The organism is Paenibacillus sp. (assembly GCF_035645235.1).
Lineage (GTDB): Bacteria > Bacillota > Bacilli > Paenibacillales > YIM-B00363 > Paenibacillus_AE.
Genome location: NZ_DASQMZ010000204.1, coordinates 1 through 23,487, shown reverse-complemented (window position 1 = coordinate 23,487; position 23,487 = coordinate 1). Strand labels below are relative to the sequence as shown.

Annotated in this window: 23 protein-coding genes; 17 read left to right on the top strand and 6 right to left on the bottom strand. The window is 65.2% G+C overall.

Annotated elements, in window-relative coordinates; all coding sequences use genetic code 11:
• Together VEZ38_RS19255 and VEZ38_RS19250 are read right to left on the bottom strand one after the other, a co-directional pair.
• The coding region (locus VEZ38_RS19255) for a helix-turn-helix transcriptional regulator (protein WP_324896423.1) at positions 1-487 on the bottom strand (487 nt) is incomplete at its 3' end.
• Complete coding sequence (locus VEZ38_RS19250; protein WP_324896421.1) at positions 484-2,964, bottom strand: excinuclease ABC subunit UvrA; 2,481 nt, start codon at positions 2,962-2,964, stop codon at positions 484-486. The genes VEZ38_RS19255 and VEZ38_RS19250, both read right to left, overlap by 4 nt.
• A gap of 186 nt (positions 2,965-3,150) precedes the next feature.
• On the opposite strand from VEZ38_RS19250, the gene VEZ38_RS19245 reads away from it, so the two are divergent.
• Both VEZ38_RS19245 and VEZ38_RS19240 read left to right on the top strand, forming a co-directional pair.
• A complete protein-coding gene (locus tag VEZ38_RS19245) occupies positions 3,151-3,981 on the top strand; it encodes an EcsC family protein (RefSeq protein WP_324896419.1) in 831 nt (276 codons plus the stop codon).
• 128 nt (positions 3,982-4,109) lie between these two features.
• Entirely contained in the window at positions 4,110-4,292 is a 183-nt protein-coding gene (locus VEZ38_RS19240) for a hypothetical protein (protein ID WP_324896417.1), read from the top strand.
• Positions 4,293-4,377: 85 nt separating this feature from the next.
• Here VEZ38_RS19240 and VEZ38_RS19235 read toward each other — a convergent pair whose 3' ends face one another.
• Positions 4,378-5,010, bottom strand: a complete 633-nt coding sequence (locus VEZ38_RS19235) for an FMN-dependent NADH-azoreductase (RefSeq protein WP_324896415.1) — start codon at positions 5,008-5,010, stop codon at positions 4,378-4,380.
• A gap of 159 nt (positions 5,011-5,169) precedes the next feature.
• Here VEZ38_RS19235 and VEZ38_RS19230 point away from each other — a divergent pair, with 159 nt between their 5' ends.
• Together VEZ38_RS19230 and VEZ38_RS19225 are read left to right on the top strand one after the other, a co-directional pair.
• Positions 5,170-6,057, top strand: coding sequence for a helix-turn-helix transcriptional regulator (locus VEZ38_RS19230; protein WP_324896413.1), 888 nt, complete (start codon positions 5,170-5,172; stop codon positions 6,055-6,057).
• A 15-nt stretch (positions 6,058-6,072) separates the two neighbouring features.
• On the top strand, positions 6,073-6,813 hold the full coding sequence (locus VEZ38_RS19225; RefSeq protein WP_324896411.1) for an MBL fold metallo-hydrolase: 741 nt from the start codon (positions 6,073-6,075) through the stop codon (positions 6,811-6,813).
• A gap of 17 nt (positions 6,814-6,830) precedes the next feature.
• Here VEZ38_RS19225 and VEZ38_RS19220 read toward each other — a convergent pair whose 3' ends face one another.
• Complete coding sequence (locus VEZ38_RS19220) at positions 6,831-7,451, bottom strand: pyridoxamine 5'-phosphate oxidase family protein (RefSeq protein ID WP_324896409.1); 621 nt, start codon at positions 7,449-7,451, stop codon at positions 6,831-6,833.
• Between the two features lie 111 nt (positions 7,452-7,562).
• Here VEZ38_RS19220 and VEZ38_RS19215 point away from each other — a divergent pair, with 111 nt between their 5' ends.
• The 11 genes from VEZ38_RS19215 (at position 7,563) to VEZ38_RS19165 (ending at position 19,050) form a co-directional block, all read left to right on the top strand.
• Positions 7,563-9,053 carry a PLP-dependent aminotransferase family protein gene (locus VEZ38_RS19215; RefSeq protein ID WP_324896407.1) on the top strand — a complete coding sequence of 497 codons (1,491 nt, stop codon included), beginning with the start codon at positions 7,563-7,565 and terminating at the stop codon, positions 9,051-9,053.
• An 81-nt stretch (positions 9,054-9,134) separates the two neighbouring features.
• Entirely contained in the window at positions 9,135-9,698 is a 564-nt protein-coding gene (locus VEZ38_RS19210) for a hypothetical protein (RefSeq protein WP_324896406.1), read from the top strand.
• 127 nt (positions 9,699-9,825) lie between these two features.
• Entirely contained in the window at positions 9,826-10,926 is a 1,101-nt protein-coding gene (locus VEZ38_RS19205; RefSeq protein ID WP_324896404.1) for a sialidase family protein, read from the top strand.
• A gap of 5 nt (positions 10,927-10,931) precedes the next feature.
• Positions 10,932-11,210, top strand: coding sequence for a MoaD/ThiS family protein (locus tag VEZ38_RS19200; protein ID WP_324896402.1), 279 nt, complete (start codon positions 10,932-10,934; stop codon positions 11,208-11,210).
• Positions 11,211-11,342: 132 nt separating this feature from the next.
• The gene (locus tag VEZ38_RS19195) at positions 11,343-12,356 is read left to right on the top strand and encodes a ThiF family adenylyltransferase (RefSeq protein ID WP_324896425.1); all 1,014 of its coding nucleotides are present in this window, start codon (positions 11,343-11,345) and stop codon (positions 12,354-12,356) included.
• Positions 12,357-12,850: 494 nt separating this feature from the next.
• Positions 12,851-14,107, top strand: a complete 1,257-nt coding sequence (locus VEZ38_RS19190; protein ID WP_324896400.1) for a ribulose-bisphosphate carboxylase large subunit family protein — start codon at positions 12,851-12,853, stop codon at positions 14,105-14,107.
• 73 nt (positions 14,108-14,180) lie between these two features.
• Positions 14,181-15,572 carry a four-carbon acid sugar kinase family protein gene (locus tag VEZ38_RS19185; RefSeq protein ID WP_324896398.1) on the top strand — a complete coding sequence of 464 codons (1,392 nt, stop codon included), beginning with the start codon at positions 14,181-14,183 and terminating at the stop codon, positions 15,570-15,572.
• A 32-nt stretch (positions 15,573-15,604) separates the two neighbouring features.
• Positions 15,605-16,456 carry a phosphogluconate dehydrogenase C-terminal domain-containing protein gene (locus tag VEZ38_RS19180; RefSeq protein ID WP_324896396.1) on the top strand — a complete coding sequence of 284 codons (852 nt, stop codon included), beginning with the start codon at positions 15,605-15,607 and terminating at the stop codon, positions 16,454-16,456.
• Between the two features lie 32 nt (positions 16,457-16,488).
• Positions 16,489-17,244, top strand: coding sequence for an amidohydrolase family protein (locus tag VEZ38_RS19175; protein WP_324896394.1), 756 nt, complete (start codon positions 16,489-16,491; stop codon positions 17,242-17,244).
• A 16-nt stretch (positions 17,245-17,260) separates the two neighbouring features.
• Positions 17,261-18,313 carry a Gfo/Idh/MocA family oxidoreductase gene (locus VEZ38_RS19170; RefSeq protein WP_324896392.1) on the top strand — a complete coding sequence of 351 codons (1,053 nt, stop codon included), beginning with the start codon at positions 17,261-17,263 and terminating at the stop codon, positions 18,311-18,313.
• A gap of 83 nt (positions 18,314-18,396) precedes the next feature.
• Entirely contained in the window at positions 18,397-19,050 is a 654-nt protein-coding gene (locus tag VEZ38_RS19165) for a GntR family transcriptional regulator (protein WP_324896390.1), read from the top strand.
• 187 nt (positions 19,051-19,237) lie between these two features.
• Here VEZ38_RS19165 and VEZ38_RS19160 read toward each other — a convergent pair whose 3' ends face one another.
• Both VEZ38_RS19160 and VEZ38_RS19155 read right to left on the bottom strand, forming a co-directional pair.
• Positions 19,238-20,518, bottom strand: a complete 1,281-nt coding sequence (locus VEZ38_RS19160) for an MFS transporter (RefSeq protein WP_324896388.1) — start codon at positions 20,516-20,518, stop codon at positions 19,238-19,240.
• Between the two features lie 119 nt (positions 20,519-20,637).
• Positions 20,638-21,561, bottom strand: a complete 924-nt coding sequence (locus VEZ38_RS19155; protein ID WP_324896386.1) for an AEC family transporter — start codon at positions 21,559-21,561, stop codon at positions 20,638-20,640.
• 170 nt (positions 21,562-21,731) lie between these two features.
• On the opposite strand from VEZ38_RS19155, the gene VEZ38_RS19150 reads away from it, so the two are divergent.
• Together VEZ38_RS19150 and VEZ38_RS19145 are read left to right on the top strand one after the other, a co-directional pair.
• On the top strand, positions 21,732-22,394 hold the full coding sequence (locus tag VEZ38_RS19150; RefSeq protein WP_324896384.1) for a YIP1 family protein: 663 nt from the start codon (positions 21,732-21,734) through the stop codon (positions 22,392-22,394).
• 33 nt (positions 22,395-22,427) lie between these two features.
• Positions 22,428-23,487, top strand: a 1,060-nt coding sequence (locus tag VEZ38_RS19145) for an efflux RND transporter periplasmic adaptor subunit (protein ID WP_324896382.1), incomplete at its 3' end; no start/stop codon positions are given.

Sequence of the window (23,487 nt, the reverse complement as noted above, 5' to 3'; positions counted from 1 at the left end):
CGTCCCCGTTCCGCACGTAGGCGATTCGGATGCTCCGCTCGAGCCAGACGGCTTCTTGGATGCGCTGCAGATGGACGACGGGCTCGGCGGCTTGATGCCAGCCCGCGCCGTCGACGTGAATCCGTTCCCGGGCGACCTCCGCGTCGTTCTTTAGAATCGAAGGCGCGGAAGCGAGCAGCTTCTGCACCGCGTTCTCGAACGGCCGCAGCAACCCCAGATCCGCAAGGAGCGCGGGCGCCGCCAGCAAAAGCGCGCTCATCTCCTCCGTCTTCAGGCCGGTCAAATTCGTCCGGTACCCCTCGGCAAGCTTCCACCCGCCGGCCGCGCCGCGGTCGGCATATACCGGGACGCCCGACGTGCCGAGCGCCTCCATGTCGCGATGAATCGTGCGCGGCGAAACTTCCAGCCGTTCGGCCAGCTCCCGCGTCGTCGCGCGTCCGCGGTTTTGCAGCAGGAGCAGAATAGACAACAGGCGATCGGCTCTCATAGGTATCGCCCGATTCGGGAACGGGGGTTCCGCCGCAGCGCCTCCGGCCGGCCCTCGGCAATGATTTCGCCTCCGGCGTCCCCGCCCCCCGGCCCCAGCTCCACGACCCAATCGCACCGGCGGATGAATTCGACGCTGTGCTCGATGACCATGACCGAGTTCCCCTCGTCGACCAACCGCTGCAAGACCGCCGCGACGGCGTCGATATTGGACGGGTGCAGTCCGGTCGTCGGCTCGTCTAACAAGTACAAGACGTTGCCGCGTCCGCGGCGAGCGCCGATCTCGGCCGTAAGTTTCACCCGCTGCAGCTCCCCGCCGGAGAGCGTGGCGAGCGGCTGGCCCAGCCGAAGATAGCCGAGCCCGAGATCGCGCAGCAGAGCGAGCGTATCCCGGATCTTAGGCTCGTCGCGGAACAGCTCGCCGCAACGGTCGATGGACATATCCAACACGTCGGAAATATGAAATCCGTCGTACGTGACGCGAAGCACTTTGTCCGCATAACGCTTGCCGCCGCACGCCGCGCAGCGGACGTGCACGTCCGGAAGGAAATGCATCGCGACGGCGACGGCGCCGAGCCCTTGGCAAGCGTCGCAGCGCCCGCCGTCGACGTTAAACGAGAAGTCCGACGCGCGCAGCCGCTGGCCGCCTTCGCTCGCCAGCCGGGCGAACCGGTTGCGAATCGGGGCGAAGACGTCCGTATACGTCGCGATCGTGGAGCGCGACGATTTCCCGGCGGGCGCCTGATCGACGCGGACGAGCCCTTCGATGTCGTCGAATCCGACCAGCGTCGGCTTCGCGGCGGAAGAGGTGCCAACCGGCGCCGCCAAGGCCTGCTCCGCGCGCGGGGCCAGTACGTCGAAGAGCAAGGTCGACTTGCCCGAGCCGGAGACGCCGGTAACGCACACGAGCCGCCCGAGCGGCAGCTTCGCCGTCACGTTGCGCAGATTGCGCTCGGCGGCGTCCCGCAGCTCCAGCCACCGGTCCGGGTCGCTTCGTCCGCCGGCCGGATCCTTCGATGCGGGAGGGGATAAATAGGGCCCCGTTACGGACGAACGGCTTCGGCGCAGCTCCTCGACGGTGCCCTGCGCGACGACCGTTCCGCCGTTCTCCCCGCCCGCCGGGCCGAAGTCGAACAACAGATCGCATTGCCGCAAGAAGTCCGGATCGTGTTCGATGGCCAGCACGGTGTTTCCCCGGTCCCTTAGCCGCTTAAGCGATTGAACGAGCGCGTCCACCTCGCTCGGGTGGAGACCGGTGGTCGGCTCGTCCAAAATGAACAACAGACCCGACAAGCCGGATTGCATCAGCGAGGCGAGCCGCAGCCGCTGCGCCTCTCCCCCGGACAACGACGCGACGGTCCGGTCCAGCGACAAATAGCCGACACCCGCGTCCGCCAGTCCGTCGAGCCGCTTGACGATGTCGGACAGGACCGACTGCAGCACCTGGCGTTCCGAAGCCGAGCGTCCGTCTTGGATCGAAGCGACCCAGGCCCTGGCTTCCCTTGCCGTATCGCGGACGACCTCGGCGATCGATCGTCCGTTCACCACGACTTGCCGGCTCGCCGCCTTCAGCCGCGTGCCGTCGCAGGCAGGGCAGCGCACGACCGCGGCGGCGTGCGCGTTCTTGGGCGAAGCCGGCTCCTCGGCGGCGGCCTCCGCCGCCAATTTGCGGCGCAGCGGCGGGAGGAGGCCGCCGAATTTGCCGGCCCCGACGCTCTTCGGCGGCTTCTTCCCCGGGACGTGGCGCTGGAATTGCTCGCTCTCCGCGCCGTGCAGCAGCAAATCTCGCTCGATTTCGCTCAGCGCGTCGATCGGGAGGTCCGTGCGGAACGCAAACCCGTAATGGGCGCCGGCGGCCTTCAGTACGTCCAGATAGTACACGTAGAAGGGGCCCTCCTTGCCCCATTGGTAGACGGCGCCTTCTTCGATGCTCTTGCTCCCGTCGAACAAGCGGCCGAGGTCGACGATCGGCACCGCGCCGATGCCCGAGCAGGTTTCGCAGAAGCCTTCGGGTCTGCTGTACGAGAAATGCGCCATCGTCAGTTCGGGCACCGGTTCGCCGCAAGCCGGACAGGCGCGTTCCGCCGCGGCCGCGAACCCGGGGGGCGCGACCGTCGCGCCGCAGCGGGGGCAGGGGCGATGTCCCAGCTTGGCGTAGAGAATTCGAAGGTACGTGTAAATTTCGGTCGTCGTGCCGACCGTGGACCTCGGGTTTCGGTTGAAATGCGTTTGCCCGATGGCGATCGCCGGCAGCAGTCCCTCGATGGCGGCGACTTCGGGCTTGCTCAGCGACTCCGTCACTTTCCCCGCCGCTTCCAGAAACTGCCGCTGGCTTTCCCTGGCCAGCACCCCCATCGCCAGCGACGACTTCCCCGAGCCGGACGGTCCGGTGAATGCGATCAGCTTGTTTCTCGGCAGGTCGATCGACACCTTTTTCAAATTGTTTTCCTGCGCCTCGACGATTCGAATGAATTCCATGTCTTCCGCTCCTTGCGTTGCTCATTGCATGCGTAGCATGCGCCGAATCGAGCATACGCGAACCAATATGTCATCCACTGTCCTATTCGTTGCGACGCCGCCGCGCATTCTACGAACTGCATTGGAGAATACTGACTTCGAGCGGCTTCGAGGACAAATTTATTGGAGCGAGAGGACGGGGTAACGATGCAAACCTTAACGGAAAGCGAAGCGTATTTACGTTCGGAGCTGGAGCAAATCGAGAAGTGGGAATCCGAACAGAAGGATCTATGGTTTTGGGAGAAGCTCGGACGGCTGCCGTTCGAGCTGCTGGACCGCATTACGCCGCAGTTCGTGCACGAGAAGGTCGGGGCCGCGCTCGACGAGATCGGCAGCTTTATTCAGACGGGCGGACAATATTTAATTTCGGAAAAGGCGATCCTCGCGCAGGTCGAGAAGGAGTCGCTCGGCAAGGAAGGCGTCGTCGGCTTTACGCTCGAGGATGTACGTCGGGCGCCGCTCGAAGCGATGGACCGCTCGGCGGACGCGCTCGCCGAAAGCCGCGCGAACATCGCTGCGGCGCAGGGGGCGACGACCGGCTTCGGCGGCCTGTTCACGCTGGCGGTCGATATTCCGGTGCTGCTCGGACTGTCTCTGAAGGTGCTGCAAGAAATCGCATTATGCTACGGATACGATCCGCAGGAGAAGCAGGAGCGGGAGTTTATCGTGCGGTGCTTACAGTTCGCGTCGTCGGACATCGTCGGCAAGAAAGCGGTGCTCGAGGAACTCGACCGCGCGACGTCGGACGCGGGCGGCGAGCGAAGCGCCGTGTCGCAGCTGCAGGGCTGGCGCGAGGTCGTAGCGGGCTACCGGGACAACTTCGGTTGGAAGAAGCTGTTCCAGCTCGTCCCGGTCGCCGGCATGATCTTCGGCGCGTACATCAACCGCGGCACCTTGAAGGACGTGGCCGAAGCCGGCAAGATGCTGTACAAGAAACGCAGGATCGTCGAGCGGCTGAATGCGGGGGCAGGCGCGTAGACGCGTTTGTCCTCCGGACATCCGTATAGGGACAAGCGCGGAAAATATTTTGTCCCAAGGAGGACATTTGTCCACATAAAGCGCTATCACCTCTCATAAGATGTAACATCAAGCGGGAGGTGATAGGGATGGATAAATTCTGGTCCTATCTGGGCGGGGTGATCGGCGGATACACGCTGACCCAAGCGTCGCTCGGCGGCATCGGCCTCGGCGTCATCGATCCGGTGCTCGACATCGTCGGCGCGCTGTCGATGATCGTGTTCGGCGCAGCGCTCGTCGTGCACGGCGTTCGCGTCTTGATCAAGAAGTAATCGTTCGGAAAAAGGGAAGCGCCAACGATCGTTATCGCGATCGTTGGCGCTTCTTTTTTTTTCTTCCGCCGCCCCCCCGGCGTCGTTACCAGTTGCGCGCGAGCTCGTCCGCGGCGCGCAGCGCCGCCTCGGCGATGGCGTCGCGGCGCTCCGGATGCTGGGCGTGACCTTCGATGGCGAGCTTGCGCACGTCGGCGATGCCGAAGAAGCGGAGCGTCGCGGCAAGATGGGCATGGCCGAAGTCGTGCCCCGCCGCGGGACCTTCGGAGTAGACGCCGCCGCTCGCCTGGATGTGGAGCGCCTTGCCGGCGACGAGGCCGACCGGCCCTTGCGGGGTGTATTGGAACGTCTTGCCGGCGACGGCGACCGCGTCAAGATACGCCTTCATCGCCGGCGGATACGAGAAATTCCACATCGGCGAGACGAACACGTATTTGTCTGCGGCGAGGAAGCCGTCGACCAGCTCGCCGAGGCGGAACAGCTTCCGTTGCGTCTCGGGCGCGAGGGCGTCGAACGGCTCGCCGGCGCGCAGCGCGTTCCAGCCCCGGAGGACGTCGGCGTCCAACAGGGGGACGTCCGCGCGGTATAAGTCGATCCGGGCGATGGGGTGCGACGGGTTCGCGGCGCGGTACGCGTCTAGGAAGCGTTCGCCCACGGCCGCGGAGAAAGACTCGTGCACATCCAGCGGATGCGCGTTAATATAGAGGAGTGTAGACATAGGTTTTCTCATCCTTCCGTAGATCTTTGTTTTGCATTACAACGCTGATCGTACGGCGTTGCGGGCGATCGAGGAAGGAGCGAGGTTATCGTAGAACCGCTGCTATAGAAGTCGGAAGACTAGTATAAAAAATAACAGTTTACAAAGGGGGCGCGCGGGATGGAGGGAAGGACGGCGGCGAGCGACGCGAAGCGAAGGGCGGAGCTGGGAGAATTTTTGCGAACGAGGCGGGAGCGGCTCGCGCCGGCGGAGGTCGGCTTGACCGCGGCGAAGGGCATGCGGCGGCGGGCGAAGGGGCTCCGCCGGGAGGAGGTGGCGGCGCTGGCCGGCATCTCCTTGCCGTGGTACACCTCGTTGGAGCAAGGGCGCGATATCCGCGTATCCGAGCAGGTCGTCGAGAGCCTTGCGCGGACGCTCCGGCTGAACGGGCAAGAGCGGATGCATCTGTACCTGCTGGCCGATCAGAAGCTGCCGGCGTCTTGGGGGCTCGCGGCGCCGTCCCCGGCGGAGCCGGCGATGCAGCTTATCCTCGATCGCTTGGACCCGTACCCGGCCTACGTCACGGACGCACGAATGAATGTAATCGCTTGGAACGCCGCTGCGGATCGATGGTTCGGGCCGTTCGAGGCGGAGGCGTCCGATCGGGAGCGAAACTGGCTGTGGCGGATGTTTCGGCATCCGCCGTATCGAGAGAGGTTCGAGCGATGGGAAGCCTCGGCGCATGCGGCGCTCTCGCGGTTCCGCTCGTTGTATGCGAGGCATCTCGAGGACGTCTGGTACGACAGCCTCGTTGAAGAGCTGTCCGCGGCGGACGCCGATTTTCGAAGATGGTGGGTTTCGCACGAGGTCATGTGTCTGCATCCGGATGCGGACGAAACGGCGGTCTCCGGGGACGGAAGGGAGCGTCTGCGCCCGCAGCTGCTGTTCCTCTCGCACGGGCAAGACCAAGTCGCCGTCGTCTATACGCCGGACGATCCCGCCGCTGCGAAGCGGGCGCAACCGGTCGAGGCGCCGCGCTCGGCCGACGACGGCGTATTAATACCGTAATGGGGGAGCAACGAAATGCGAAAGATTCATCTACTCGACATCGAGTTCGAATACGGCGGCCAGCGGCAGACCATCGTCCCGGCGCTGCTGGAAGACGAACGCGGTTCGATCTTGATCGACTGCGGCTATCCGGAATTCCTGCCCATGCTGGAAGCGGCGGCGGCGCGGAAGGGCATCCCGTTCTCGTCGATCGCCACGGTTGTCCTAACGCACCACGATATGGACCATATCGGTTCGTTAGCGGCGCTGCAGCGGGCGTACCCGCACATCGAGGTCGTTGCGCATGAACGGGAGAAGCCGTACCTCGAAGGAACGGCGAAGTCGCTCCGACTCGAGCAGGCCGAAGCGATGCTGGGCGCGATGCCGGACTCGGCGAGGCCGCAAGCGGAGCAATTCATCCGGCTGCTTCAATCGATCGAGCCGGCGCGCGTCGATCGGACGGTGGCGGACGGCGAGCGGCTGCCATGGTTCGGCGGCATGGAGATCGTCCCGACGCCCGGCCATATGCCCGGCCATATTTCCATCTATTTGCCCGCCGAGAAGACGCTGATCGCCGGAGATGCCGTCGTCGTCGAAGACGGGCGGCTGAACCTCGCGAATCCGCAGTTCGCGTTGGACATGGAGGAAGCCGTCCGCTCCGTGCGGAAATTGCTCGATTACGACATCGAACGGTTGATTTGCTATCACGGCGGGGAGCTGCGCGGCGGGATTAAGGAGGCGCTCCTGGACGTCTTGGAACGATACGAGGTCGGGTAAGCCGTCCGCCGCGCGGGTCATTCCGAACGGTGATGGGGGCAATACCGCCGCATGAGCTCGGCCGTCTCCGGATCGAGCGGGCGGCCGCGTTGTTCCAGCGCCCCGGCGACATGCTCCGTCCGGACCTCCGGCCAGTTTTGGCCGAATTTGAATTTGGCCGTCAGCTCCGCGACGACGATTTTGATCATCGCGACGGCCTTCAGTTCCTTGGCGTACTGCGGATGGTCCGGGGAGAACGGATCGTAGCCTCCCTCGGGCTGGAGCTTGCGCATGAACGCCTCGAAGGCGTCGGCCTTCTCCGCGATGTCTTCTACGACGACGGCCGTTCCCCGCGCGAACACCGACTTGAAGAACGCCGTCGCCGGACAAGCCAGCGCCGGATCGAGCCAATACGAAGGGATCAGCGCATATTCCTTCGCGACGGCGAACGTGACCCGTTCGTCGGCGCGGAGGTTTTTCATTTTCTGACCGGCTCTGGCGCCGTGCATGTAGAACGCTCCGTCCTTATAGACGAAGTTGAGCGGGGTCATGTGCGGATACCCGTCCTCCCCGATCGTGCCGAGAAACCCGAAGGACATCTCCGCTAGAAAACGTTCGATCTCCTCGGCTTCGCTTACGTCGAATTCTTTCCTTCGCATCCGTCGTCATCCTTTCCGGTTTCGATTGAAATTCATTGTACGGAATCGATTGACAGGCGGAAAGATCCAATTATGATGAAAGGAATTGGACCAATTTTAGGGGGCTTGCGGATGGAACTGCTTACGGCGTACGAGCGATTCGCGGCGGAGGGGCTGCCGAAGTATATGGCCCTCTACCGCGCGCTGCGGGAGGATGTGCTCGGCGGCCGGCTGCGCGCGGGCGATCGGCTGCCGTCGAGCCGCGCGTTGGCGGCGGCGTACGAGCTGTCGCGCGGCACGGTGAACGCGGCGTACGACCTGCTCGCCGCGGAAGGCTGCGTGACCGCCGGCGTCGGGCGCGGCACGTACGTCTGTTACGCCGCGGCGGAAGCGTTGCCGGACGAGGAGGCGCCTGCGGGCGCGCCGAACGGCGGGGCGGACGGGCCGAAGCTGTCCGCCTGGGGCGAGCGGGCGCTCGCGGCGGAGGCGGCGCCGCGGGCGCCGCGGGGCCGGGCGGTCGACTTCTCGACCGGCGCGACGGATGCCGACGCGTTCCCGGCGGCGGAATGGCGCCGCGCCTGCTACGCGGCGGCGCGAGAGGCTGCGGCGGCGGGGACGAACGCCGCGCCGATCGACGCGCGGGGCTGCCTTCCCTTGCGCGAGGCGATCGCGCGCCATCTCGGGCGCACGCGCGGCATCGCGACGTCGGCGGAGCGCATCGTCGTCGCGAACGGCTCGATGCAGGCGCTCGCGCTGCTCGTCCAGCTGCTCGTCGACCCCGGCGATCCGGTCGTCATCGAGCGGCCGGGCTACAGCGGCATCCGCCGCGCGGTGCTTGCGGCGGGCGGCGCGCCGGTCGCCGCCGACGTCGACGAGCGCGGGCTCGTCCCCGCGCCGTGGCGGGCGCGGCTGCTCGTCGCGACGACGAACCGGCAATTCCCGACCGGCGCGGTGCTGCCGCTCGAGCGCCGACTCGCGCTGCTGCGCTGGGCCGCCGAAGCGGACGCGTGGATCGTCGAGGACGACTACGACAGCGAGTTCCGTCATGCCGGCCGGCCGGTCGAACCGTTGAAGTCGCTGGACGCGGCGGGTCGGGTCGTCTTCGTCGGCACGTTCTCGCGGACGATGTACACCCGGCTGCGAATCGGCTACGCAGTGCTGCCGGACGCGATCGCGCCGGCGTTCTTGGCCTTGAAGCGGCTGTACGAGCCCTATCCGTCCGGCGCGATGGAGCAGCTGGCGCTGGCCTCGTTCCTGAACGGCGGCGGCTATGAACGGCATCTGCGCCGCATGAAGCGCGTCTACAGCCGCAAGTATGAAACGCTGTACGCGGCCCTGCGCGAGAAGCTCGGCGGCGCGTTCGAGACGTGGCCGCAGGACGCGGGGCTGCACGTATACGCGCGCTGGACGGGAGACGCCGCATCGTATGCCGCGTTGATAGACGCCTGCGCGCGGCGGGGCGTGACGTGGGAGGACGTCTCGTACGAAGCGGACGGCGGGCGGCAGGTGTGCGCGGCCGCCTTCGGCTTCGCGGGGCTCGACGCGGAGGCGATGCTTCGGGGCGTCGAGACGATCGCAGCGGCTTGGCGGGAGCTCGCGGGCTCCGGCGAGCCTCGCTCGTAGCCGGTACTTACGTATAACTCTATTAATTCCTGGGCAACCTCTCTAGTATCATGATTTTTACTAGAGAGGGAGCACTTATCTATGATGCGATGGTTCGGTTGGTTGATCGGTCTGATTCTGGCGGCGGCGTGCGTCGCCGCGCTGGCGGGGTGGACGCCCGCCGCGTCGTCGGCACGCGCGGCTTCGGCGGCCGCCGTCGCGGACGTCGCGCGGCTCTCGGCGCTCGCAGACGGCGTGCTCGCCGAGGAGGGGCGGCTGTGGGTCGTCACGGCGCGAACGAACGACGGCTTGCTGCGCTGGAGCGGCGCGGACGCCGGCGAGGCGGCGCGGTGGATCGAACGGACGGCCGAGACGCTGCCGACCGGTTCGTCGGCGCTGTGGTTCGTGAACGCGCAAGGGCGGCTCGCGGCGGGCGTTGCGATCGCCGACGTGCCGGCTCGCGTCGCGGACGGCGCGGACGCGACGCTCGTCGAGACGTACGCGGATGGCGATACGTTCAGCTACGCCTACGACGCGCCGGCGTTCGGCGCGAGGCTCGGCGAGGGCGGCGGCGCGGTCTCGCTGCAGGCCGCGGCGCATCGGGATACGGAGAGCGGCGCTTGGCGCGTCACGCTCGGCACGCCGGTCGTGATGATGGAATATTAAGCAGAATTCCTGGCCGTTCGCGGTCAGGAATTTTTTTGAAAAGGGGCAGGAACGGATGTTCCCTATGTCGAACTCTTCCGTAGCAACTATGTGCGGACGGGGAGACATTTTCCGGGGAGGCTATTCATTGGGGAAGCGAGTGTTGGTGCTGATCGGTACGAATAAAGGCGTGTTCTATTACGAATCGAACGAAGAACGGATGCAGTGGAGTTTGAAGGGGCCGTTCTTGAGCGGCTGGGAGGCGTACAGCGTCTTCGGCGACTCGCGGCGGGGGCATCGGTTGTTCGCGGGCACGTCGCATGCTGCGTACGGCGCATCGATCCGGATATCCGACGATTTCGGGGAGAGCTGGACGCAGATCGAGGACGGACCTGCGTTCCCGCCGGAAAGCGGTTTCGCGCTGAATCGGATTTGGCAGATCGCGCCGGGGCACGCGGAAGAGCCGGAGACGTTGTTCGCGGGTACGGAGGAGGCGGGGCTGTTCGTCAGCCGGGACGGGGGCGCACACTGGCGGGAGCTCGACGGGCTGACGAAGCATCCGTCGCGGCCGGGTTGGTTCCCGGGCGCGGGCGGCATGTGCCTGCACACGATACTAGTCGACCCGCGGGACGCGCGCCGCATGTGGGTGGCGATGTCGGCGGTCGGCGTGTTTCGTTCCGAGGACGGCGGCGAGACGTGGCATCCGCGCAACGTCGGTCTGGCGCGCGTGCCGACGGGGCAGCCGTATGAGGAGGTCGGATACTGCATCCATAAGATGGTGATGGATCCGGCGAATCCAGATACGTTATATATGCAGGAGCACGGCGGCGTATTTCAATCGAACGACGGGGGCGACAGCTGGTTCCCGATCGAGGAAGGGCTCACGCTGCGCGGCGAGGATGCGCCGTTCGGCTTTCCGATCGCCGTCGCGCCGAACGGGGATTTGTTTTTGGCGCCGCTCGAGAGCAGCGAGCAGCGCACGATGCGCGACGGCAAGCTGTTGGTGTACGGCCGCGCCCGCGGGGACGAGGCATGGGCGCCGGTCGGCGACGTCGTGCCGGAGGAGCAGCGCCACGTCAGCGTACTGCGGGACGCGATGGTAGTCGACGGGCTGGACCCGTACGGGCTGTATTTCGGCACGACGTCCGGCGAGACGTTCTGCTCCGTCGACCGGGGACGTACGTGGACGCGGCTGCCGGGACAGCTGTCGCGTATCCTGTCGGTGAAGACGTGGGTTCTGGAGGCGTAGAGGGCGTGGCGGCGATCGAAGCGAGCGTGCCGATGCTGCTGAGCGACTGCACCGGAGGACGGACGCGCTTTCCGCTCGAGGCGGCGACGCTCGAGGACGCGCTGCGTGCACTGGTCGAGACGTATCCGCTGCTTCGTCGGCATTTATTTACGGAGCAGGGGGACGTGCGGAAGCATGTGCTCATCTTCTGGAACGATGATAATATAGAGTGGTTAGAGCGGCTCGACGTCCCGCTGCGAGCGGGCGATCGGCTGCGCGTGCTGCAGGCTGTCTCCGGCGGGTAAGTCGATGATCCCGCCGGTCGGAGGCTGGGCGGGCGGTTGCGGCTTCGTCGGCGGCAGGATGCTGCGCGGCCCCCAGCGGTCGGCGGCGTCCCCCAGGATGCGAAGGAGGTGGAGTCGGTGGCGGATCCGAACATGGAACGATATTCTCGGCAGATGCGGTTCGCGCCGATCGGCGCGCGAGGGCAAGCACGGCTCGGCGCATCCGGCGTCCTGATCGTCGGCATGGGCGCGCTCGGCGCGGTGCTGGCAAGCCATATGACGCGCGCCGGCGTCGGGTTGGTGCGGTTCGCGGATCGGGATTACGTAGAGAAGAGCAATCTGCAGCGGCAGATGTTATATGACGAGGACGATGCGGCCTCGGGCTTGCCGAAGGCGATCGCCGCCGAGCGGAAGCTGGCGCGCGTCAATTCCGAAGTGCGGCTGGAGCCGGTCGTGGCGGACGTGACGGCGGCGAACGTGGAGGCGCTGATGGAAGGCGTCGACGTCGTATTGGACGGAACGGATAATTTCCGTACCCGGTTGCTGTTGAACGACGCTTGTTTTCGGCACGGCGTGCCGTTCGTTTATGGCGGCGCGGTCAGCTCGCAGGGCATGACGGCGACGTTCGTGCCGGGCGAGACGTCTTGTCTGCGCTGCTTGATCGGTTCGGAACCGGACGGCGCCGGGCAAACCTGCGATACGATCGGCGTCGTGTCGCCGATCGTCGACATCGTCGCCTCGTTCCAGGCGGTCGAGGCGCTGAAGCTGCTCGTCGGCGATGCAGAATCGCGCAGGCGGTCGCTGCTGTCGCTCGAGCTTTGGCGGCATCAGCTGTTCGAGATGCGGCTGGCGCCGCCGAAGGCTTCGTGCCCGACATGCGGCGAGGCGCCGACGTTTCCGTCGCTCGAGATCGAGGCCGACGACGCTACGACGCTATGCGGCCGCGAGACGGTGCAAATCCGCGCGCCGCGCCCGTTCGAGCTCGACCGACTCGAGGCGCGGCTATCGGCGGTGTGCCCCGCCGTGGAGCGCAACCCGTTCCTGCTGCGGGCGACGCTGCCGGAGGGAGAGCGGCTTGTGCTGTTCCCGGACGGCCGCGCGCTGGTGCAGGGGACGGAAGATATCGGCCGGGCGAAAAGTCTGTTCGACCGATATATCGGCGGATAGCCCGGCGAGGGAAGAAAAGTGTCGGCAGCGGCGTAGAACAATCTACGTCGCTGCCTTTTTACGTTAGGAAACGGGGGTAGTTAGCGGAGAACTCCGGTAAATGCGGCGATATAGGCGGGTTTTGGGGGTAGTTAGCGGAGAACTCCGGTAAATGCGGCGGTTTGGGCGGGATCCGGGGGTAGTTAGCGGAGAACTCCGGTAAATGCGGCGGTATGGGCGGGATTTGGGGGAAGTTAGCGGAGAACTCCGGTAAATGCGGCGGTATGGGCGGGATTTGGGGTTAGTTAGCGGAGAACTCCGGTACGTGCGGAGGTAGGGGCCGGAAAGGCAGAGCGGAGATGCGGCGAAAGCGCAGGTGGGGCCGCGAAGGAGCAGCGGTCAGGGGCGCCGGGCCAGCCGGGACAGGCTGCGCAAATTCCGTTTGCCACGGTGAAAGCGCTGTAGTATATTCATAATACAACTTAGATCTAAGTTATATGCGAGGAGATGAGAGGATGTCACGCGAAGTCGTGCGCGCTACGTATTGGATCGAGACACCGCATGAATTGCAGCGCGCCGCCGAAGTCATGGCGGGCGAGCAGTCGACAGGGACGTTCATCGCCGTGCCGGGGGAGACCGCCGAGGTGAAGGAACGCAGCGCGGCACGGGTCGTCGCCGTCGAGGCGCTGGAAGAGGCGGAGGCGCCGTCGCTGCCGGGCTCGAAGCCGCCGAGCGGCCATGACGGCAAATACCGGCGGGGGAAGGTCGTGCTCGAGTTCCCGTATCACAACATCGGTCCGTCGATCCCGAACTTGATGGCGACCGTGGCGGGGAACCTGTACGAGCTGCAGGAATTTTCGGGGCTGCGGCTGACCGGCCTGGAGCTGCCCGAGCCGTTCGCGAAGGCGTACGCGGGGCCGCGGTTCGGCGTGGAAGGAACGCGGCGGCTCGCCGGCGTGTACGATCGGCCGATTATCGGCACGATCGTAAAGCCGAGCATCGGGCTGACGATCGACGAGCTTCGGGCGACGGTGCGGACGCTCGCGGAAGCGGGGCTCGACTTCATTAAAGACGACGAGCTCAACGCTTCGCCGCTGTTCGCGCCGCTCGAGGAGAAGGTGAAAGCGGTCATGGAGGAGATCGAACGCGTCGCCGACCGCACCGGGAAGAAGACGATGTACGCCTTCAACATCACGGGCGATATCGACGAGCTGCGGCGCAATCACGACTTGGTTTACAACGCCGGGGGTACTTGCGTGATGGTCGGCATCCAAAGCGTCGGCCTGGCGGGCCTCGCATACTTAAGCAAATATACGCAGCTGCCGATTCACGGACATCGGAACCAATGGGGCATGATGACGCGCTGCCCGGCGCTCGGCATCGAATTTACGGCGTACCAGCAGCTTTGCCGGTTGGCCGGCGCCGACCACCTGCACGTGAACGCGCTGAACAGCAAGTTTTACGAAAGCAACGAATCGGTCATCCGTTCCGTGCAGGCGATTCGGACGCCGCTCTTCGGGGGCAACGAGGCGATGCCCGTGCTGTCCTCGGGGCAATCGGCGGCGACGGCGGCGGAGACGTACGAGAAGTTGGGGACGTACGATCTGTTGAACGTGGCGGGCGGGGGCATTTTGGCGCATCCGAGCGGTCCCGAGGCCGGGGTGCGCAGCATGATTCAAGCATGGGAGGCGGCGATCGGCGGCATTCCGGCGGAGACGTACGCGGAGACGCATCCCGAGCTCGGCGAGGCGCTGCGAACGTTCGCCCGATAAGGGCCGACCTTCGGCGGCGCGGCGGCGAAACACCGGCGAAGCACCGTCGTGGCGGCGGGGAAGGAGAGAGCGCATGAACAACGAAAGCAACGGCGGTGCGGCCGATATTTTGATTTCATTTTACGGAGACGATTTTACCGGGTCGACCGATGCGATGGAGGCGCTGGCGCTGAACGGCGTAAAGACGGTGCTCTTCCTGGTGGCGCCGACGCGGGAGCTGCTCGAGCGCCGTTTCGCAGGCGTGCGCGCCTTCGGGATCGCCGGCGTGAGCCGCGCGATGGCGACGGACGAGATGGAGCGCGAGCTGCGCCCGATCTTCGCGGCGCTGCGCGCGATGCCGTCGTCCGTCGTCCACTATAAAATTTGCTCGACGTTCGACTCGTCGCCGGCGGTCGGCAGTATCGGCCGGGCGATCGACGTCGGCGCCGAGACGTTCGACAATCAACCTACGGTGCCTCTGCTGGTCGGCGCGCCGTCGCTGCGGCGGTACACGCTGTTCGGCAACCACTTCGCCGGCGTCGGCGCGCAGACGTTCCGGCTCGACCGCCACCCGACGATGTCCCGCCATCCGGTCACGCCGATGGACGAGGCGGATCTCAGGCTTCATCTCTCGAAGCAAACCGAAAAGTCGATCGGTCTGATGAACATTTTGGACTTGTCGGGGGACGAAGAAGAGGTGAAGCGGCGGTGGAGCGCCAATTTGGAAGCGTTTCCCGGCGTCATGCTGTTCGACGCGCTCGACGAGCCGCGGCTCGAACGAGTCGGCGCGATCCTCTGGGAGGAATCGAACGAGAACGGCATGCGCTTCGTCGTCGGATCCTCCGGCGTCGAGTACGCGCTGGCGGCGCATTGGCGCACGCTCGGCCTCGCGGACCCCGAAGCCGCGCTGCTCGCGCCGAGAGGGCCGGTCGACCGGCTGCTCGCGGTATCGGGCAGCTGTTCGCCGGTCACCGAGAGCCAAATCCGGCACGCCCTCGCGCACGGCTTCGTCGGCATCCCGGTCGATACGACGCGAATGCTCGACGAGAGCGAGGCGGAGCGGCTGCAGGCGGAGCTGGCGGCGCAAGCGTCGAACGTGCTGAAGGACGGCGGAAGCCCGCTGCTCTATACGGCGATCGGTCCGGAGGACGCGGCGATCGCCGCCATGAAGCGAAAGCTCGAGGAGCTCGGCCTGCCCGCGTTCGACACGTCCCGCCTCATCGGCGCGCGGCTCGGCAAGCTGACGAAGCTTATCGTCCAGGAGCACCGGCTGTCCCGCTTCGCGATCGCGGGAGGCGATACGTCCGGCTTCGTCACTCGCGAGCTCGGCATCTACGCGCTGGAAGCGATCATGCCGATCGCGCCGGGCGGCCCGCTCTGCCGCAGCTACGCCGACGATCCCGCCTTCGACGGCCTCGAGCTCGTCCTCAAGGGCGGCCAGGTCGGGAAGGAAGATTTCTTCGCGAAGGTTCGGGAGGGCAAGTAAATCCTAAAAACAATTAAGGGAGAGATGCTGCAATGCAAACGCTCGCATTAATCGGCGCAGGCGGCAAGATGGGCTGCCGCATTACGGATAACCTAAAGGACGGCCCGTACGAGATGAAGTACGTGGAGGTCGGCGCGCGCGGCCTGGAAAACTTGAACCAACGCGGCCTCTCCGCGACGCCGGAAGACGAAGCGGTCGCGGCGGCGGACGTCGTCATTTTGGCGGTGCCGGACGTCGCGATCGGCGCCGTGTCGGCCGGCATCGTGCCGAAGCTGAAGCCGAACGCGGCCCTGATTTTGCTCGACCCGGCCGCCGCGCACATGGGGGAGCTGCCGGAGCGAGCGGACATTACGTATTTTATCGCGCATCCGTGCCATCCGCCGGTGTTCAACGACGAGACCGACCCGGAGGCCCGCCGCGACTTCTTCGGCGGCGTCAAGGCGAAGCAGGCGGTCGTCTGCGCGCTCATGCAAGGACCGGAGGAGCATTACGCCGTCTGCGAGGACATCGTGAAGCGGATGTACGCGCCGGTGATGCGGTCGCACCGGATGACGGTCGAGCAGATGGCCATTCTCGAGCCGACGATGGCGGAGACGATCGGCGCGTCGGTCGCCATGTTCCTCAAGCAGGCGATGGACGAAGCGGTAAAGCGGGGCGTGCCGGCCGAAGCGGCGCGGGACTTCATGCTCGGCCACATCAACATCGAGCTGGCGATCGCGTTCGGCGAAGCGGGGAACCCGTTCTCCGACGCATGCCTCGTCGCGATGGAATACGGTCGGAAGCGCTGGCTGAAAGAAGGCTGGGAGTCGCTGTTCGAGCCGGACAGCGTCCGCGACCAGATCGACGTTATGCTGCATCCGGAGAAGCTGAAGGGGATGGAGTAACATTTTCCAAATTTGAAAAGGGGTGACCGTTCGTGATCATCGACGTACACGCTCACTTAGGCATGGACCGCGTCTTCGACGAGCCGTTCACGGAAGAGGAGCAATGGGAGAAGATCAAGCAGTTCGGCGTGGACTTCACGATTTTGCAGCCCGCGCTCGTGCATACGCTCGAAGAGGTGCGCGAGCAACACGACGCGATCGCCGCGCTGTGCGCGAAGCACAAGACCGTGTTCGCCGGCATGGCGAATCCGAACCCGCACTTGAAGGACGCCGATTACGAGGGCGAGGTGCGCCGGTGCATCGAAGAGCTCGGCTTCGTCGGCATTAAAATTCATACGTCCGCGCACGGCGTCAATCCGATGAGCCGGGACGGCATGCGCGTGTTCGAGCTGGCCGGGAAGCTCGGCGTGCCCGTCATGGTCCACACCGGCGCGGGCATTCCGTTCGCGAATCCGAGCCACCTGATCCCGGCGGCGCAGACGTTCCCGCACGTGAAGATCGTCATCGCGCATTGCGGCATGATGGTGCTCGCGGGGGAGACGTATTTGGCGATGAAGCAGTACGACAACCTGTACGCGGACATTACGTGGACGGGCGGCTTCCTGCTGCGGCATTGGGCGCAAGAGCTGGGCGCGCATCGCTTCCTATTCGGCACCGACCATGCGGACAATTGCGGCACGGAGCTGGCGAAGGTGCGTACGAGCGGCCTGACGCAGGAGGAGCAGGATTGGATTTTGTATAAATCCGCATTGAACGTTTATCAACTGCCGATCGAGGCGAAGGCGTAAGGAGGCCGGGAAGCACATGTGGAAGGTCGGATTGGTCGGTACCGGGTACTGGTCGGTGCACCATCTGAACGCGTGGAAGCAGATAGAGGGCGTGCAGGTGACGGCGCTGTGCAACCGAAGCCGAGAGAAGCTGGAGCGGCGCGCCAAGGAATTCGATATTCCGGATTCGGCGTTGTACGCGAGCCTCGAGGAGATGTGCGCGCGGGAGGACATCGATATCGTCGACATCGTGACCGGGCCGGAGACGCATCTGGCGTTCGTCGAGACGGCGGCGAAGGCGGGCAAGCACATCATGTGCCAGAAGCCGTTCGCGGCGACGCTCGACGTGGCGAAGGCGATGGTGCGCATCGCGGAGGAGCGCGGGGTGCGTCTGATGGTGACGGAAAATTGGCGTTGGCTGCAGCCGAATCAAATCATCAAGAAGGCGATCGACGACGGGCTGCTCGGCAGGCTGTATAATGCCCGTTACGTCCACACGGACTACTATACGCCGCGCATGGCGCCGGGCGTCGAGCTGCCGCAGCCGTTCTTCCGGGAGATGCCGCGGCTGCTGTTCTACGAGATGGGCGCGCATTGGTTCGACACGGTGCGCTTCCTCTTCGGCGAGCCGAAGCGGCTGTACGCCGAGCTGCAGCGGGTGAGCCCGCACATCGCCGGCGAGGACTCCGGCGTCGTGACGCTCGGCTACGACGACAACTTCTTCGCCGTGCTGGACATGAGCTGGGCGACGCGCCGGGAGCTCGAGGGCAAGCCGCCGGAGCAGGTCGGGCCGATGCACCGGGAGCAGATGACGATCGAGGGCGAGAAGGGCACGATCAAGCTGTATATGAACGGGAGAGTGTCGTTCATCGACGCGGCCGGCGTCGAGTCGACGCTCGAGGCGCACACGGAGCTGGATCACGCGGAGAGCCACTGCCGACTGCAGGGCCACTTTATCGATTGCTTGAACCGCGGCGCGCCGTTCCAGACGAGAGGAGAGGACAATTTGAAAACGCTGGAGCTGATCTTCGCGACGTACGAGAGCGCGGCGACGCACGACGTCATCCGCTTCCCGCGGAGCGGCTCCTAGAACGGCGATCTAGATCGTAGGCGTTCCGCGGCAAGCGTGGTACACTAGAGCCATACCCACCCCACTGAGAAGGAATGAAACCGGTGAACGAATTTACGACCTCGAAGCCGACCCTGCTCCTCAAGGAACAGGCGTATCGCGACATTCGCGAAGCCATCCTGAACGAGACGTTCCGGCCGGGCGAATTTCTATCGGAGAAGCGGCTGATCGATCGGCTCGGCATGAGCAAGACGCCGATCAAAGCCGCGCTGGAGCGGCTCGAATCCGAAGGGTTCGTGCAGGTGTCTCCGAAGCAAGGCATCGTCGTGAAGGAAATTTCCGTCGACAAGGTGCGGGATCTGTTCGAGCTGCGCACGGCGCTGGAGCTGTTCGTCTGCGAGTCGATCGCGGGTCGGCTGCGGAAGGACCAGATCGCGGAGCTCGAGGCGAACTTGGCGGAGCAGCGTCGCGCGGCCGACGACGAGGACGAGGCGGCCTTCACCCGGGCGGACGCGGCGTATCATATCTTATTAAGCCGTTTTTCCGGCAACCAAGAAATTCATCAGATTATGATTATGAATCAGGCGCATCTGTACCGCTCGGCGCTCCGCGTCATTAAGCGGGTGCCGAATCGGATGCGCACGTCGTACGAAGATCACGAAAGCATCGCGGAGGCGCTCGTGCGCGGCGAGACGGAGCGCGCCAAGTCGCTCATGCGGGAGCATCTGGTTTTCGGCCAAAGCATCTCGACCACGTAAAGCAACGCAAGCCGTCAGACGGATTCCGAGCCGTCGGCGGCTTTTTCTTTTGTCGTTCGCCGGCGCGGGACGAGTTTTACGAAACGATGATCGGCGCGTTCGCGGACGAAGAGGGCGACGTACACATTTCGCCGGGCGATCTGACGAATTTCGATGTCGAGTGCGTTTGGGCTTGACGCGGAAGGCGCTAGGCTTCCGCCGCGGCGGCGGACGAGACGTTCGCGGCGGCGGGCATTCGCGGCTTCGCGATGCGGCGCACGAGCGCGTACTGCGCGCCGCCGGAGACGGCGAGCAGGGCGGCGATGACCGAGAACGCGAACGCGCCGCCGAACCGTTCGAACACGACGCCGAAGGCGATCGGGCCGAGGCCGCGCGCCAGCTGCCAATTCATGCTGTATACCGAGAAGTATCGGCCGCGCATATGCTCCGGGGCGATCAGGGAAACCGCCTTCTGCAGGTGGGGGCCGCTCAGCATCTCGCCGAACGAGAACAGCAGCTCGGCGAGGAGCAGCAGCGCGAACCATGGCGCGAAGCCGTAGCCGAGGGCGACGGCGGCGAGGAGGCCGTAAGAAAGCAGCACGACGCGGTGCGTCGCCCAATGCTCCGTTCGGCGCGCGACCGGAATTTGCAGCAGCATGACCGTCAGGCCGTTCAAGCTCAGCATCGTGGTCAGGATGAGCGTGTAGTCGTCCGCGAACGTCGACTGCAGGTGAAGCGGGAGCACCGTCTCGACCTGCGCGTACAGCAGGCCGATCGGCAGCGCCAGACCGGTCAGCGCGAAGAGCAGCCCGTGGCCGCGAAGCCCGAGGCGCTCCGCCGGAGCGGCGGCGGGCGGTCCCGCGGCCCCGCGCTCCCCGTCCGGCGCGCCGCCGGGGATCGGCTTCGGCAGCGTCTCCGGAATGTAGCGCAGCACGAGCAGCAGGTAAGCGGCGAACGTGACGGCGGACAGCGCGAAGACGACCTTCGGCTGCCAAGTAAAGACGAGCAGGCCGAGCATGGGGCCGAAGGCGGCCCCGACGTTCAGCGCCGCATGGAGCGCGGCGAATACTTCGGCGCGGCGGTCGGGCTCGACGATATCGGCGACCTGCGCGTTCGCCGCCGGGAAGAAGAGGCTCATCCCGACGCCGTTCAGCACCGAAAACAGCGCGAAATGCCACAGCTCCTCCGCGAAGACGAAGCCGGCCATCGCCGCCATATTGACGACGAGCGCGCCGGCCATGAGCGGCTTGCGGCCGTACCGATCGGCGAGTCCGCCGCCCCATAGCCCCACCAGCATCGAGCTGAGCGGCTGCAAGCCGACGATGAGCATCGGCAGCAGCACCGAGCCTTCCAGCTTGTCGTACAAGTACAGCACCATGAACGGGCGAATCATAAAGTTCGCCACGGTCGTCAGCGCCGTGCCGATCAGCCGAATCCAAATCGCCCGATCGTACCGTCCGGCCATGTTCCCCCACCACGTCGTTCGCATGTCGCTTCCACCACTCCGCGTTCTCTTGTCTCTCGTCTCGTATGCTCATTATAGCGGCGTACCGGAAAACAAAAAGAGACATTTGCGCGACGGCGATTTCCCCTTTTCCGCAAACTTCCTTACAACCCCTGTACGAGCGCGATGACGAGCGTGACGGTGAAGATGCTGAATACGGTCGAAGCGAAGACGGTCTGCGAGGCGAAGTCGGGCTCGTTGTCGAATTCGACGGCGAGCAGCACGCTGCTGAGCGACGTCGGAACGGCGCAAGAGAGGACGAGCGCCTGCGCGAGCAAGCCCTCGTACCCGAGCAGCCAGACGACCAAGAAACCGAGCGCCGGCGAAACGAGCAGCCGAAGGCCGTTCGAGAGAAACAGCAGATCGAGCTTGCCGAGGCTCCACTTCATGTTGCCGAGCTGCGTTCCGAGCGTGAGCAGCGCGGTCGCGATGAACGCCTGCGCGATATACTCGAGCGGCGTATAGATCGGCTGCGGGATCGGCACGGCGAAGCCCTTGAGCAGCAGGGCGATCGGAACGACGTAAATGGCCGGGAACGTGAAGACGACCTTGAGCGCCTCGCTCATGCTCATGCGCTGCGCGTTGATCGTATAGATGCCTAATGTGCTGGGCAGAAGGCTTTGGATGACCATGATGATGAGCTGAATCGACATCGTGAACGGGTTGCCCGCGAAGACGAGCTGATTGAGCGGAATGGCGAAATTCGCGCTATTGTAGAAGATGACGCTGTTGCGCATCGCCGTCGGCATGCCGCCCTTCAGCCGCCGCAGCCGGATGAACAGCTCGACGACGGCGAGCAGCGACGTATAAAACACGACGAAAAACAGCAGCACTTGGAACGCGATATGGGCCGTGAACGTAGATTCGTAGAGTAAGGTAAAGAGAATGGCCGGCGAGAAGAAATAGAAGTTGAGCTTCGATAACGTCCGGATGTCGAGCCGGAACGCGCGCTGCAGCGCGACCCCGAGCCCGATCATGATCGACAGCGGAATGACGTTGTGGAGCAGAATATGCGTAAATACGGTCATCGGCGGTTCCCACCTTGTTGAGGTTTTTCTAGCGAACGTACGCGCGCAAACTTGTGCCATTATACCATGTCCGAGCGGGCCTGCGGCGCCGAAATGCGGAAGTCGGACGGAAGATATTATGATATAATGCCGCTGATGAGAGGATTTGGAAAACGGGGAGGAACACGAGGATGACGATGTTTCAGGTGTTGGTTTCGCCGGCGGCGGCGTTCGAGCGGCTGCGGGGGAAGGGCGGCTGGGTGGTTGCGCTCGTCGCCGTCACGCTGGCGACCGCGGCCGTGGCGCATTTCCAATGGCCGCTGATCGAGCGGGAGATGATGGCGCAGTTCGAGCGGTCCGGCGGCATTCCGGAGGGGGAGCTGTCGATCGTCGTTAATATCGCGAAGTACACGGCTTTGGTCACGTCGCTCGTCATGCCGGCGTTCCTCATGTTTTTTATCGGGCTGCTGCTGTACCTGATGAATTTGATCGTTCGCGGCGAGGGCACCTATATGCAAATGTCGAAGGTTGCGCTGTACGGCATGATTCCGGGGTTGCTCGGCGGCTTGCTGACGGCGGCGCTCGCGACGGGTCTCGGCGCGGAACGGTTGACCGACGTGACGCTGACGGCCGGCGCTTTCTTCGCGGAGAAGTCGGGTTTCCTCTTCACGCTCGCCTCGGCCGTGCTGAATCCGTTCGCGCTGTGGGGCTTGGCCGTCACGGTCGTCGGCGCCGCGGTCATGTCGCGCCGGCCGGTTCGATCGGTCGCGCCGTGGATCGTCGGGGCGTGGCTGCTCGTCTCGCTCGGCTCGTCCTTATCCGCCCTCCTGCCTACGGCTCCTGGACCGATGTAAATCGAATTTTCCGAAGGGGAAAGGTTGTTTTTCATGCGTAAGAAGTGGGTGTGGCTGCTTGCGCTCGTCCTCGTCGTCGGCGGGCTCGCGGCGGTGAACGTCGCGCGGTTCGGGGCGAGCCGGACGGTCGCGACGGCGACGGCGGCGTCAGGCGTCATCTCGGAATCGGTGTTCGCGAACGGCCGGTTCGAGGCGTGGTCGGAGCGCACGATCTTCGCGGAGCGCTCGGGACGCATCGCCGCGGTGCACGCGCGCGTCGGAGATGCCGTGCGTCCGGGCGACCCGTTGATGACGTACAACACGAGCGAATGGGGGCGTCAGCTCGAAGAGGAGCGCGATCGGCTCACGATCGCGCTTCTGGAGCGGGAGGCGGAGCGGGCGCGCCATTTCGAGGCGGTGCGCGGGCAGAGCGACCCCGCGGAAGCGGAGAAGATCGTAGAGGCGGAGGAACGCGCGCAGCGGCTGCACGAGGTGCGCGTCGCCTCGCTCACGCGCAGCGTCGAGCGGCTTGCGCAGTACATCCGCGAGGATGACGTGCTCTCCGGCTGGAGCGGCGTCGTGACGGCTTCGGCGCTGGAGGAAGGATCGCGCGTGACGGAGGGAATGGAGGCGTTCCGCCTCGCGGACGTGTCGCGTCTCGTCGTGCGGGCGTCGCTCGGCGAGCTGGACGCGGGCAAGGTGCGGCCGGGCATGCGCGCCGTCGTGACGGGCGACGCGTTCGAGGGTTCGTACGAGGGCGAGCTGACGTACGTCGCGCCGGTCGCGAGACCGGCGGGGGCGGACGGCCTCGATACCGCGGTCGAAATCAAAGTCGAGCTGCCGCCGGGCGCCGTGCCGCCGGACGCGGCGAAGCCGGGGTACGCCGCGACGCTGGAGTTCCGAATCGACGGCGAGGCGCGGACGCTCGCGCCGGTCGACGCGGTGCAGTATGACGGGGCGGACGCGTACGTATTCCGAATCGCGGACGGCGTCGCGACGCGCGCCTTCGTGACGGTCGGGCGGGACGACGGGGAGCGGATCGAAATTTTGAGCGGGCTGGAAGCGGGCGACGCGTTCGTTTACCCGGTGCCGGAAGATTTGCGCGAGGGCGACG